We start from the raw sequence: 12,473 nt of genomic DNA, 5'->3' as shown, positions 1-12,473 counted from the left end.
CGTATCGGTTTTCCACGATACGGCTTCCCATTTACTTAACAAAAATATTTTACCCGAATATTTTTATTTAGCTTTTTCCCAACCTGGATTCTGTTCCAGGTTTTTATTTAATACCAAATCCTCGATAGGGATAGGGAAGAAGTACATTCTTTCGTTGAAAGTTCTTCCATTTGAGGAAAACAGAACAATTTTCCAATTTAGCCTATTTGGTTTAATTGGTTTTCTGAATCGTAAATTGTTCATTGTTGGTGTTTGATTACAATAATTTTTTTTGGATGAAAATTTAGAATTTGCTTTAGTGCTATAATTTGCATCCAATGTAGACGATAAGAATTGTTTAATCAAACGAAATCAACGGAAACGATTGCATTAATGAGTTATAATTATTTCATATAAAGAATAAAATGTGTTTATAACAGGAGATTGTGGATTAAAAATAGTTAATTTTTAAAAATTAATATTTAGAGGATATAATTTGTTTTTTAATTATTTTTAAATTTTGGTACAATTTTGATGATGTAGGATCTCATTTCTTCTTCTGTCACATCGACCTCTGCAATGGAAATAGGGATTATTCCATTTTTTGCTTTAACAAACGTGTCCCTGACAAAGAAATTCTTCATTCTTGCGGCATATTTGTCGGGATCACTTACTAAAATCTCCATATAATTTTTGTTCAAGAAGATATCCGCAATATCTTCTGAATGGATAAATCCGGCTGCTTTTGCAATCGGTGTGGTCTGTGCCTCAATCCCTTCGGTGGAAATGCGAATAGCTGTTTCATCGGGATTCTTGGGTGCCAACTTTAATTTTAACCACCCCCCAATACCCAACAAACTGACAAATATAGATACCACACGACCAACGAGCCACACCCTGGTTTCAATGAACCAGATGAAGATCACCATGGCAATTCCGAGAACCCCTAACAGTAGGAACATATTTGCCATTTTGTTCTGCCCCCCTTTTCCGTATTTTATTTCTATTGTATCTATAGTTTTTATTTATAAATCGTTCTTCAATGCAAATGCAAATTCTTTTATGTTTTTTTCTGGCCAAGGAGAATACCAATGGTAGGCCTTTCCTGCCTGGATAAGTTCGATTTGTCTTATACTCACCAGATGCTGATCTACGATCAATGCCAAAACGGTCTTGGGATCCTCCGATTTTAACTGGTCGATCTTTTTGATGTCTCCATCGGCCAATTGAAAGGATATACCAAAGGAATAGGGCGCCACTTCAACAAATTCGACTTGCGATAGGTGATGAGCCGGTAGCAAAGGCTCAGGATTGAATTTGCTGTTCTGTGGCATCTGGCTATCATATACTTCAACATGATAAACGCCATTTGGTTTTTCTATGGTGAAAAAGGCAAATGGATTTGCCTGATCAGGCTTTCCAATTTCCTTAACTCCGGATATTAATCGTTGGGCATCCAGATATCGTTCATCATACATGATTTCCAATTCATACTCGAATAATTCATATTTTTTGGAATGTTTGGACATGATTTCCTCTGAAGTCTGATGCTGCATTTTGCTGATTTCCTTTTCAGAAAAGATCGATTCAAATTTATTGATCAATAAACTATCCATAGAGGGTTTGAAGAATTTTTCCTCGTAAGCCTGTAAATCCTGTTGGTTTATGCTTTTGTATTTTTCCTTAAGTGCAGTAGGATTGATGTCCTTGACCGCTTGTTGGAATTGTTCCAAGACACCAAGTTTTTGCAAAATGGCCTTTGTATTCACTTCGTCCTGTGAAGCAGCATCACAACCAAACAAGCTTAAAAAAATAAGGAGGATCATAGGGTTTTTCATAATTTCTTGATTCAAAGACTTTATTTTTCCACTTCTAAGATAGCGTTTGCCATTTAAAAATATTGTCCTTCTCCTCTTTCTGCCTTGTTGAATTATATAATTTGGCTATGAAAATCCTATTAGTCTTCTTAAATTGCTTATGTTTTAAAAACATTTATCCTAAACCCTAAAAAAATGAAGTTTAATCTCCATTTCCTATGTTTTGTTTTTCTGATCCTACTGGCGAATTCCAGTTTCGCCCAAGAGAAGATAAAGATCAGTCATATGCCGTACATCCAAGCACTCACGGATTCTACGGTATCCATTATCTGGACCAGTAATAAGGATGCCATCGGATGGGTAGAGCTTGCTCCGAATGATGGTTCGCATTTTTATCAGCAGGAGAGACCGAAATTTTTTGCCGGTAAATATGGTTTCAAACATGTTGGGTCGGTTCACCAAGTAAATCTCAAAGCTCTGACCCCAGGTACTACCTATCGGTATAGGGTGTATAACCAGGAGGTTTTGAAACACGAAGGTACCAAAGTGCAATATGGTGATGTAGTGGCTACCAATGTTTATCGGCAGAAGCCCTTGACATTTTCTACGCCAAGCCCTAAATCTTCAGTTTCTTTTGCTGTGATCAATGATATTCATGGTAAAAATGAGCTGTTGAAAAACCTGATCAATCAGGTCGATTTAAAGCAAACGGACTTTGTGGTTTTCAATGGAGATATGTTAGATAACATGTTAAGTGAAGAACAGATGTTTGGCGGATTTATGGACACCGCTATCCGGTTATTTGCCAGTGAAAAGCCCATGTATTATTCCCGTGGGAACCATGAAACAAGGGGTCCTTTTGCCGTAGCATATCCTAAATATTTCCCTACGAATTCGGGCGAATTATATTATCAGTTCAACCAAGGGCCAGCAGCTTTTATCGTATTGGACTGTGGGGAAGACAAACCGGATAGTGATATCGAATACAGCGGAATAGTGGATATGGATGCTTATCGGACGGAACAAGCCAAGTGGTTGGCCAAGGCGGTTGAAAATCCATCATTCAAAAATGCCAAGTATAAAATAATCATTTGCCACATGCCTGCAACAGGAGGGTGGCATGGCATGGAAGATTTAAGGGATAAATTCCTGCCTATATTAAATAAAGCGGGCGCTCAGATCATGTTGAGTGGCCACTTGCATACCCATCGGATTCAAAAACCAGATCAATACGCTAATTTTCCTATTTTGATCAATTCAAATGTGCATGTGATCAAGGCGCAAATGGACGAGAAGGAGGGTAGATTCCGTGTTTACGATCAGAGCGGAAAATTTATCGAAGAATTAAAGATCAATCCCTTGAATTGATCGTATAAAGAACAAACAGGAGGCTGTATCAAAAAAAAGATACGGCCTTTTTTTTGTCCAATTAGGTTCTTGGTCGAAGTGAGGTGTAAGTGACATGTAAGTGAGTTGTAAGTGTATAAAGGCACTTACAACTCACTTACATAGTACTTGCATAGTACTTACACAGTGGGGGCAAAGAACCAAGAAAGCGCATTTAGCTACCAACTTTTTTAAATATTTAGCATGTAAAGACATACGTTTTATGTTAAATGATATTATATTTGATTTATAGTTTAATTAGTCGTGTTTAATAAATATGAATAGGCTGTTAAAGAAATCTTCTATTATCATTAAGCAAGCTTTTATAGCTTTAGGATTATGTTGTATCGATTTGCCTGTTGCAGTCGCTCAAATAGATTCTTTATCTGAAAACTATTCCCAACCAAGGTATGGATTTCATCATAAGGTATTCCGAATTGAATATGTAGCTCCAACCGTTTTTATGACCTATGGACTGATGTCCATTAAGAATCCCGTTGTTAGATCGCAAGTGATGAATATAAAGTTGGAACTTCAAAGGAATCATCCTAAAAAGTTTCCCGTGGATGACTATTCACAATATATGGCGACTGCCGCTTTTTTGGGTTTAGAATATGCAGGTATCCCGGCAAAACATAATCTTAAACAGCGATTGTTCACAGGGTCTGTTTCACATATTATTATGGGTTCCGTGGTTAACTTAATGAAACAGACCATGCCGGTCATGCGGCCCGATGGTTCCGCACAGAATTCTTTTCCCTCTGGCCATACGGCAACTGCATTTGTAGGGGCAGAATTGTTGTGGCAGGAATACCATGATCGTTCGCTATGGTATGGCGTGGCAGGTTATGCAGTAGCTGCAGGAACCGGATTTTTTAGAATGTACAATAATAAACACTGGTTGAGTGATGTGGCCATGGGAGCGGGAATTGGTATCATGAGTACGAAGATAGCCTATTGGATGCTACCCATGTTAGATAAGCAAAAACGGATAATTCCAGGAAATTACTTATTAGTTCCAACCTATGATGGAAAACATTCGGGCATTTCCCTATTGGTAAACCTCTAAAAATTTTTGTACATTCCATCATAATTTTCACTAATTATGATACAAAAATCACAAGCTATTAAAAATAATGCCCAGAATGTCACAGACTATCCTAACAATAACACCTTCTTCCTTACTTGGGTATTCAAAACTGATGTAGAAAAATCTCATATAATCGATGGATTCAAGCGGATCTGTGCCTTGGTTATCAATCTGAATCATTCTTCCCAGAATAGGTTTCCAGATCGCAAAGCAAGTTGCGTCATGGGAATAGGATATGATGCCTGGAAGTATTTGAACCTACCGAATCCCTTACCCAAAGAGCTGAAAACTTTCCAAGAAATTAAGGGAAATAAGCATACCGCTGTTGCCACAGGCGGAGATATTCAATTTCATATCCGTTCGGATGAAAAGAGCTATGCCTATGATATGGCGGCAGAGATTTCCAGTTTTATGGCACCCATTGCAGATTGTACTGTGGAAGTCCAGGGATTTCGATATTGGGACAGCCGATCGATCTTGGGTTTTGTGGATGGTACGGAGAATCCACATGGTGATGCAAGGGAATATTTTGCTGTTATTGATGAACAAGATCCGACCTGCAAGGGTGGGAGCTACCTTTTTGTTCAGAAATATATCCATAACCTAAAAGCCTGGAATGATCTTCCAATCCATGATCAGGAAAAGGTAATTGGACGTTCAAAGGCCAATGATATCGAAATGACCGATGCTGAAAAACCGAAGAATTCCCATAGTGCATTGGCAAATGTTGGGGATGATCTGAAAGTGGTTCGGGATAATATGCCTTTTGGGAATGTCGCAAGCAATGAAATGGGAACCTTCTTTATCTGTTATGCAAGCACCTTCAGTACGGTGGAGAAAATGTTGAACCAGATGTTCATTGGAAACCCAGCAGGAAATTATGACCGGATATTGGATTTTAGTACAGCTGTAACCGGTGCTCTGTTCTTTGTTCCATCGATGGATATGTTGGATAAATTCTCCGGATAAGTTAACTTGCATTCATGGATTCAGCATCACCTATTCATATTTTTTGGTTTCGGAGAGATTTAAGAATAGCAGATAACGTAGGTTTATCTGAAGCCCTAAAAGACGGCTTACCTGTATTACCCATCTTTATTTTTGATACGGATATATTATCACGGTTGGAAGATCCCTATGATCGTCGAGTGGATTTTATACATCAAGCAGTTGCTGCTTTAAAAGCTTCATTTCAAAAATCGGGTTCCAGTCTGAAGGTCTTTCACGGAAATCCCTTAGCGATATTCAAAGATTTGATAGCTGAATATCGAGTAGAAAAGGTGTATTGGAATCGGGACTATGAACCGGATGCCCTGAAGAGGGATCAGGAAATAATTTCATTGTTGGAAAACGATCAGATCAAATGGAAATCCTTTAAAGACCAGGTTATTTTTGAAGGCAATGAGGTGTTGAAATCCAATGGCCACCCTTATACGGTCTATACTCCCTATGCGAAAAGATGGCGCATGAAGTTGGATCAGGAAGGATTGGATTTCCATCAAGCAAAACTGGAAAATCTCTTGACATTTGAAGATGAACGTTATATCAGCCTAGAGGAATTGGGTTTCCAAAAAACCGATATGGAGTATTCCGAACCTATTATAGATTTGGAGCAGATCCAGCAATACGATAAGCTTCGGGATTATCCGGCTCAGGATGGCAGCACAAAAATCGGGATACATCTTCGGTTTGGAACCATCAGCATTCGGGAATGTGTTAAGGTTGCTTTGGAAAATAATGCGACTTGGCTTTCGGAATTGATTTGGCGGGAGTTTTTTATGCAGATCCTCTATCATTTTCCCAGGGTGGTCCATGAAAGTTTCAAACGAGAATATGATCAGATCTCGTGGCGAAATAATCCTGCAGAATTTGCTTTATGGTGTGCCGGCGAAACGGGCTATCCCTTAGTTGATGCAGGAATGCGAGAACTGAACAGTACAGGTTTTATGCACAATAGAGTGAGGATGTTGGTGGCTAGCTTTCTGACAAAACATCTGTTGATCGATTGGCGATGGGGGGAAGCCTATTTTGCGAGTAAACTTAATGATTATGAATTAGCATCCAATAACGGTAACTGGCAATGGGCGGCTGGATGCGGTTGTGATGCCGCGCCCTATTTTCGGATTTTTAACCCCAGTATTCAACAACAGAAATTCGATAAGCAGGCCGAGTATATCCATAAGTGGTTAGACGAAAAAGCCTATACAACTGTTAGCCCCATGGTAGAACATGGTTTTGCACGAGAAAGAGCAATCGCTACCTATAAAAAGGGCTTAACAGCCGCAAAGTAATTGTGGTTATAGGGGTTTCAGAACTTCAATTTCGAAGGAAAGTTTATCCCAACCGTGTTCCATGAATTGACGGATATTCTGGTGGTCGGTGCCTTGAGGATTTGCCAAGACTTCTTCATAGTGTTCGGCAAACAATTTTAAGGTATCTTCCTTAGAAAGGTTGTTCAATTTAGCATAGGAAAGTACTTTGGCAGAACCTTGGTTCTGATCAGCTGCATTGTCCTGGTTGCCATTGATAAAGGAAGACGCTCTATATTCGTAATGCTGTTCTATATAGTTTATAACATCCTTGAATTGTATGGATTTGTTCTCCAATTGTTGTAGTAGATTTGATGTAGACATTTTCAAATATAAGAAAAGAGGCGCCCTTTCGGACACCTCTCTCATATAAATCTGAACATTTATGGGTATTATTTTTTGCTGCCACCTCTTAGTAGCGCAACTAATAATAAAATAAATACTGCTCCTCCAACTATCCAAACCCAAGGTTGTGCGAACATATTACTGTCGCCTTTGTCTACATCAACGTTGATGTCTAGACCTTTTTCTTGCGCAAATGCCTGAACAGACATCAAAACAAACATAATTAATGCTAATGCGCGCGTTTTTAAAATCAACATATTTTTCATACTCGAAATATTAATAATTTATAGATTGAGTATTAAACATCTAAATTGAAAAATGGTTTGTTTTTCAGCCTTCCCTGGGAAAATTATGGCGTGTAAACACCTAATTTTTTCTTTAGCACCTTACGGATACTATGAATCCTCGTTTTTATAGTTCCCTCTTTTATAGCCATATAACTAGCAATCTCGTGGTATTTGAAGCCTTCTAGGTACATACTGAAAATTTTATAATTTTCATCTGATAAGGTTTTCATTGAATTATGGATATCATTGACCACAAATTTTGATTCCGCTTGATTCTTGGTGCTGCTGGACATATTTTGTGTATAGGAGATTTCTTTTTCCGCAATTCGATGTATGTTATCACGTCGGTACCTATTCAAATAAATGTTTTTCATAATGACATATAACCAAGAAACGAGTTTCGGATGGTTAATGAACTTTTCCAAAGATTTAAGAGATCGGATAAAAGTTTCCTGTACCAGGTCGTCTTTTTCGGAAGGATCCTTTGTGAAGTTATTGGCGAGCCTTTTTAATACGGGAGAGTTTTCGAGGATAACATGTTCAATTTGCGTTTTCATGATGAGCGATTTTAAGTTCAATTGTACTTAATATAACGTATTGAAATTGAGTATGTTTTGCTAAAACGGGTTCCCTCTGTAAAATGGGTACTTATACGATAGAAAAAAGTTATACAACCTTTTTTGAATAAGATTGTTCCTTAATATTTACGTATTTCAATAAAATATAGGAGCAAAATACCTGAAATATGTTTTTATATACGGTAAATACCTATTCATAATCATGGGGTTAAGGAGAAAAGAATATTATTGCTTAAATTTAATGGTTTTTTGAGAATAACCTATTCTTAAAATTCATCCAGATGGGGTAATCAAATTCACTACATCTAACCTATATGTTAATTATTTGAATCTTTTCAATAATTATTAATAAGAAAATCATGCAAACCTCGGAAAACGAATTTACGAATGAAAATGCAAACAAGGGTCAATATTCCTTGTTTGAAGATGAATCTGAGCGAGATGAATTATGTTTTGATATCTTTTTTAAGGATGGTCCATTCGCTATCATCATTTTAGATCGTTTTTTCCAAGTTAATAAGGTTAATGAAAAGTTTACAGAGATCTTTTCTCAATCCAGTGCACAGTCGTACGGTAGGAGTATCTACGAGTTTTTACATTCAGAGGATGCACTCAAATTAAAATCCATATTCGAGAATCGGGATTCCATCAAATCGCCCTTACTTCTTCATCTTCATTTTATCAATAGGAAGGGAAATGGCTTTTTCAAGATGGATACTTACGTCAAAAAATATACAAATCGCTTGGATGAGGTGATGTATTGTTTATTGATGTTCGATCAGGAATTCTGTCCGGATCCGGATTGGATGGATGTGAAACAAGAGGTCTATAAATCCATTGTTGATACCCAAGAACAGGAGAGGAAGCGGATTGGGCATCAATTGCACGATAGTGTGGCCCAATTATTATATGCAACAAGGTTAAACTTAGAGCATTTCGCCCAAGAAAACCATGAACATGCTGCCATCATTCGTCCTATAAAGAAGATGTTGAATGATGCCATTCATGAAGTTAGGAATGTATCGATTGATCTGGTACCCTCGGTATTGCATGCATTTGGACTGAAAGCAGCGATAACTGCCATGACGGAGCGCATTTCCATGCCTGATTTTACGGTAGAAACGAGTCTTCCAATTGGTGTGGAGGAACTGGATAAAGATATGAAGCTGGTTATTTACCGCATAGTTCAAGAGCTTTTGAATAATACCCTGAAACATTCTTCAGCAAATAGGGTACAGATTATTATTCGAAATGGACAGGATCAATTGGAAATTGAAGTTAAGGATAACGGGCAAGGCTTTCCTTCAGATCTCAAAGAGAGTAAGCGGATGGGTAGCGGCCTTCGCACGATAGAAAACAGAACAGATTTATATAAGGGAAAATTATCAGTTATAAGTTCAGACAAAGGATCGTCGGTGTTAGTAACGTTAAATAAGGATTAGAAATGGCAGAAGTGAAAATATTATTAGCAGAAGATCATCTTGTGGTGAGGAATGGAATAAAATTGTTGTTAGACTCCCAACCTAATTTTGAGGTGGTGGCTGATGTGAACAATGGAAAGGAAGTGTTGGATTTATTATATGCAGGTTTGGATACCCATATTATTCTTACGGACCTAAGTATGAATGATATGGATGGGATTCAGTTGATTGCTGAGGTGAACGAGAAGTTTCCGGATATTAAAGTGGTTGTACTGACCATGCTGAACTGTGAACAGCATGTCACCAAATCTTTCGAATTAGGTGCCAAAGGATACTTGGTGAAGAATGTCGCTTCAGATGAGCTGGTGTTCTGCATCAATCATATTGCTAAAGGTGGCCGCTATCTATGTGAGGAAATATCCATGCAGCTCCTACAGAAAATGATTGATAAAAATAATCATAAATCGCTACAGATCGACCCAACAGAACTTGATTTGACATCAAGAGAAATGGAAGTGTTGGAACTGTTGGGCGAAGGTTATACCAACCTAGAGATTTCAAAGAAATTATTTTTAAGTAAACGGACTGTGGAAGGACATCGTCAAAACCTGATCGATAAGACCAAATCAAAAAATACCCCTGCATTGATTAAGTTTGCTATTCAAAACGGCCTTATTCAATAAAAAGAAAACCATTAGCTTAAGCCCGTGTTCTTTTAAAAAAAAGAACATGGGAAAGCTTGATCTATACCAAAAGAAAAGAGATTTTTCGAAAACTGCCGAACCTTCAGAAAATGGATTGAAAGATTCATCTTCGAAGTTGATCTTTACGGTGCAACGACATCATGCGTCGAGATTGCACTATGATTTTAGATTAGAGATCGATGGGGTTCTGAAAAGTTGGGCTGTACCCAAAGGTCCCTCGTTAAATCCCAAAGATCGAAGACTTGCTGTTGAAGTGGAAGATCATCCCTTAAGTTATGCTGATTTTGAAGGCAGTATTCCCAAAGGGAACTATGGAGCAGGAACGGTCGTGGTTTTTGATTCAGGAACCTATGATCTGGTTGCAGCAAAGAATGAAAAAGAATTCTTAAAACAATGGAAAGAAGGATCCATTAAGTTCGAATTGCATGGGGAAAAATTGAAAGGGGAATTTGCCTTGGTTCGGATGAAAGGGGATGACCCAACTAACTGGTTATTGATCAAGCATAAGGATGAATATGCCGTAGAAAAAGAGTATGATGCAGAGGATTTTATAGCGGCATCGGTTAAAAAAGAAGGGAAAACCTTTAAGAAAGAAGGTACATCTATTAAAAAAAAAGTCCTAAAGACAGAAGAGGCAACTCCTGAAACTTCCGAAAAGCAATCAAAAAAGAAGGCTGAAGCTGTTCCAGCTCCAATGTTAACCAAATTATCGCCTGATCTACCAGATGGAGCGGAATGGATCTACGAAAAAAAGTTTGATGGATTTCGAATTTTAGCCGAAAAAAATGGAGAGAAAACCAATCTTTATTCTAGAAACGGCAATCTGTTGAATAAACAATATCCCAGTATCGTAAAAGCTTTAGCAGAAATTGACAAGGATTTTGTTTTAGATGGCGAACTGGTCATTGAGAACAAACAGAACCAATCCCAATTTCAATTATTGAAATCTGGCGAACCTATTGCCGCCGGGCTAAGCCTTAATTACTATGTTTTTGATATGTTGAGTTTGGATGGGAATGATCTCCGCGACTTTGAATTGGAAAACCGGAAAGAATTGTTGAGATTATTTCTGGAAAAGGTCAAAGCAAAACAAATCCATTTTGTGCCCAGTTTGGACTTGCAAGTGGATAATATGCTGGTTCATGCGGAAGAAAATAAGTGGGAGGGGGTGATTGCCAAGGATAAAACCAGTACCTATCTTTCGGGGAAAAGAAGTTCTTCCTGGCTGAAGATAAAGTTACGGAATACACAAGAAGCCATTATCTGTGGTTACACGGTTCCTCAAGGTGGGCGGAAATATTTTGGAGCATTGGTATTGGGAGTTATGGAAAAGGGGGAGCTCCTTTACATCGGAAATTGTGGTACGGGTTTCAATGATGATTCTTTAAAAGAATTACATGGTAGCTTTAGTAAGCTCATTCGGAAAACTAAACCTTTTCCAGCTGCTGTAAAAATAGCTAAGGCAAGGGAAGTGACCTGGTTATCACCAAAATTGGTCTGTGACGTTTATTATTCAGAATGGACAATGGATAGACATCTTAGACATCCGGTTTATAAAGGATTGCGAGCAGATAAATCAGCTGAAGAAACAAAGCTGGAAGTTATTGAACCACAAGAAACAGAGAAGGGTAGTGCTATAGAAAAGGAGAAATTAGCTAACGAAAAGGAATTGGTTTTTGGAAAGAAAAAGGTTTCCTTGACAAATCTGAATAAAATTTACTGGCCAAAAGAGCAGATCAGTAAAGGGGAGATGTTAAGTTATTATGAGCAGATCGCTGATTTTATATTGCCTTATCTGAAAGATAAGCCCATATCCTTGAACCGGTATCCGAATGGGATCGACAAACCGGGCTTCTTTCAGAAGGATGTGGAACCCAAACAATTACCGAGTTGGGTTAAGACGACAGAAATCTACTCCAAGAGCACAGAGAAGACCATAGATTATCTGCTTTGTAATGATGTGGCCAGTTTGTTATTTATAGCAAACCTAGGTTCGATTGAAATCAATCCTTGGTTATCGACCTATAAAAAACCAGAAAAGCCCCAATTTGCTGTTTTAGATCTGGATCCCAATGGAGCAGATTTTAAGGAGGTGGTTCAAGTGGCCTTGAGCTGTCATCATATATTAAACAATGCAGAGGTTCCACATTATATCAAAACTTCCGGATCAAGTGGATTGCATATTTATATGAATATGGATCAGAAGTATGATTACGAATTGGTGCGGGATTTTGTTCAATTATTGGCAGAAATGCTGCAATCCGCGCACCCTGACACCACTAGTATCATTAGGGATCCTAAAAAACGAAAAAACCTGATCTATCTTGATTATCTGCAGAACAAGCAGGGGCAAACCATCGCCGCCCCTTATTCTGTACGGCCAAAGCCTGGTGCAACGGTCAGTGCCCCTTTACATTGGGAAGAAGTTAATGACGAATTATCCATTAAGGATTTCGATATCTTCAGTATGCCAAAGCGCTTGAAAGACCTAGCAGACCCTTGGGAAAACATCTGGAAGGATACGGTGGATCTCAAAGCTGCAATCAAGAAATTCTAA

General features: G+C 38.2%; 13 protein-coding genes. 7 read left to right on the top strand and 6 right to left on the bottom strand.

Annotation, left to right across the window (positions count from 1 at the left end):
• Window positions 1-63: 63 nt before the first annotated feature.
• The 3 genes from CRJ00_RS18680 to CRJ00_RS17035 form a co-directional block, all read right to left on the bottom strand.
• On the bottom strand, window positions 64-318 hold the full coding sequence (locus CRJ00_RS18680; protein WP_257213834.1) for a RagB/SusD family nutrient uptake outer membrane protein: 255 nt from the start codon (window positions 316-318) through the stop codon (window positions 64-66).
• 164 nt (window positions 319-482) lie between these two features.
• Window positions 483-950 (bottom strand): hypothetical protein, encoded by a 468-nt coding sequence (locus CRJ00_RS17040; RefSeq protein ID WP_099367943.1) that lies wholly within the window; start codon window positions 948-950, stop codon window positions 483-485.
• A 54-nt stretch (window positions 951-1,004) separates the two neighbouring features.
• Window positions 1,005-1,817 carry a hypothetical protein gene (locus CRJ00_RS17035; RefSeq protein WP_099367942.1) on the bottom strand — a complete coding sequence of 271 codons (813 nt, stop codon included), beginning with the start codon at window positions 1,815-1,817 and terminating at the stop codon, window positions 1,005-1,007.
• Between the two features lie 174 nt (window positions 1,818-1,991).
• On the opposite strand from CRJ00_RS17035, the gene CRJ00_RS17030 reads away from it, so the two are divergent.
• From CRJ00_RS17030 to CRJ00_RS17015, 4 genes are all read left to right on the top strand, one after another.
• Entirely contained in the window at window positions 1,992-3,164 is a 1,173-nt protein-coding gene (locus CRJ00_RS17030) for a metallophosphoesterase (protein WP_099367941.1), read from the top strand.
• 295 nt (window positions 3,165-3,459) lie between these two features.
• Window positions 3,460-4,251 carry a phosphatase PAP2 family protein gene (locus CRJ00_RS17025; protein WP_099367940.1) on the top strand — a complete coding sequence of 264 codons (792 nt, stop codon included), beginning with the start codon at window positions 3,460-3,462 and terminating at the stop codon, window positions 4,249-4,251.
• Between the two features lie 36 nt (window positions 4,252-4,287).
• Window positions 4,288-5,241, top strand: coding sequence for a Dyp-type peroxidase (locus CRJ00_RS17020; RefSeq protein WP_099367939.1), 954 nt, complete (start codon window positions 4,288-4,290; stop codon window positions 5,239-5,241).
• Window positions 5,242-5,255: 14 nt separating this feature from the next.
• Complete coding sequence (locus CRJ00_RS17015; RefSeq protein ID WP_099367938.1) at window positions 5,256-6,563, top strand: cryptochrome/photolyase family protein; 1,308 nt, start codon at window positions 5,256-5,258, stop codon at window positions 6,561-6,563.
• Window positions 6,564-6,569: 6 nt separating this feature from the next.
• Here the strand turns inward: CRJ00_RS17015 and CRJ00_RS17010 are convergent, their stop codons facing one another.
• From CRJ00_RS17010 to CRJ00_RS17000, 3 genes are all read right to left on the bottom strand, one after another.
• Window positions 6,570-6,905 (bottom strand): HopJ type III effector protein, encoded by a 336-nt coding sequence (locus CRJ00_RS17010; RefSeq protein ID WP_099367937.1) that lies wholly within the window; start codon window positions 6,903-6,905, stop codon window positions 6,570-6,572.
• A gap of 68 nt (window positions 6,906-6,973) precedes the next feature.
• Window positions 6,974-7,192: a hypothetical protein gene (locus tag CRJ00_RS17005; RefSeq protein WP_099367936.1), complete on the bottom strand. Its 219-nt coding sequence runs from the start codon at window positions 7,190-7,192 to the stop codon at window positions 6,974-6,976.
• A gap of 83 nt (window positions 7,193-7,275) precedes the next feature.
• On the bottom strand, window positions 7,276-7,770 hold the full coding sequence (locus CRJ00_RS17000) for an RNA polymerase sigma factor (protein WP_099367935.1): 495 nt from the start codon (window positions 7,768-7,770) through the stop codon (window positions 7,276-7,278).
• Between the two features lie 380 nt (window positions 7,771-8,150).
• Between CRJ00_RS17000 and CRJ00_RS16995 the strand changes: the two genes are divergently transcribed.
• Genes CRJ00_RS16995 through ligD form a run of 3 tightly spaced genes read left to right on the top strand, consistent with a single transcriptional unit; the run spans window position 8,151 to window position 12,473 of the window.
• Window positions 8,151-9,233, top strand: coding sequence for a sensor histidine kinase (locus CRJ00_RS16995; RefSeq protein ID WP_099367934.1), 1,083 nt, complete (start codon window positions 8,151-8,153; stop codon window positions 9,231-9,233).
• A 2-nt stretch (window positions 9,234-9,235) separates the two neighbouring features.
• A complete protein-coding gene (locus CRJ00_RS16990) occupies window positions 9,236-9,895 on the top strand; it encodes a response regulator (protein WP_099367933.1) in 660 nt (219 codons plus the stop codon).
• A 46-nt stretch (window positions 9,896-9,941) separates the two neighbouring features.
• Window positions 9,942-12,473 carry a DNA ligase D gene (ligD, locus tag CRJ00_RS16985; RefSeq protein WP_099367932.1) on the top strand — a complete coding sequence of 844 codons (2,532 nt, stop codon included), beginning with the start codon at window positions 9,942-9,944 and terminating at the stop codon, window positions 12,471-12,473.

Source organism: Sphingobacterium sp. 1.A.4, assembly GCF_002734245.1.
Classification (GTDB): domain Bacteria; phylum Bacteroidota; class Bacteroidia; order Sphingobacteriales; family Sphingobacteriaceae; genus Sphingobacterium; species Sphingobacterium tenebrionis.
This window is presented reverse-complemented; position numbering and strand designations above follow the sequence as displayed.

Coding starts and splice junctions, on each gene's coding strand:
- CRJ00_RS17040 (WP_099367943.1), bottom strand. CDS start 950: ATGGCAAATATGTTCCTACTGTTAGGGGTTCTCGGAATTGCCATGGTG.
- CRJ00_RS17035 (WP_099367942.1), bottom strand. CDS start 1,817: ATGAAAAACCCTATGATCCTCCTTATTTTTTTAAGCTTGTTTGGTTGT.
- CRJ00_RS17030 (WP_099367941.1), top strand. CDS start 1,992: ATGAAGTTTAATCTCCATTTCCTATGTTTTGTTTTTCTGATCCTACTG.
- CRJ00_RS17025 (WP_099367940.1), top strand. CDS start 3,460: ATGAATAGGCTGTTAAAGAAATCTTCTATTATCATTAAGCAAGCTTTT.
- CRJ00_RS17020 (WP_099367939.1), top strand. CDS start 4,288: ATGATACAAAAATCACAAGCTATTAAAAATAATGCCCAGAATGTCACA.
- CRJ00_RS17015 (WP_099367938.1), top strand. CDS start 5,256: ATGGATTCAGCATCACCTATTCATATTTTTTGGTTTCGGAGAGATTTA.
- CRJ00_RS17010 (WP_099367937.1), bottom strand. CDS start 6,905: ATGTCTACATCAAATCTACTACAACAATTGGAGAACAAATCCATACAA.
- CRJ00_RS17005 (WP_099367936.1), bottom strand. CDS start 7,192: ATGAAAAATATGTTGATTTTAAAAACGCGCGCATTAGCATTAATTATG.
- CRJ00_RS17000 (WP_099367935.1), bottom strand. CDS start 7,770: ATGAAAACGCAAATTGAACATGTTATCCTCGAAAACTCTCCCGTATTA.
- CRJ00_RS16995 (WP_099367934.1), top strand. CDS start 8,151: ATGCAAACCTCGGAAAACGAATTTACGAATGAAAATGCAAACAAGGGT.
- CRJ00_RS16990 (WP_099367933.1), top strand. CDS start 9,236: ATGGCAGAAGTGAAAATATTATTAGCAGAAGATCATCTTGTGGTGAGG.
- ligD (WP_099367932.1), top strand. CDS start 9,942: ATGGGAAAGCTTGATCTATACCAAAAGAAAAGAGATTTTTCGAAAACT.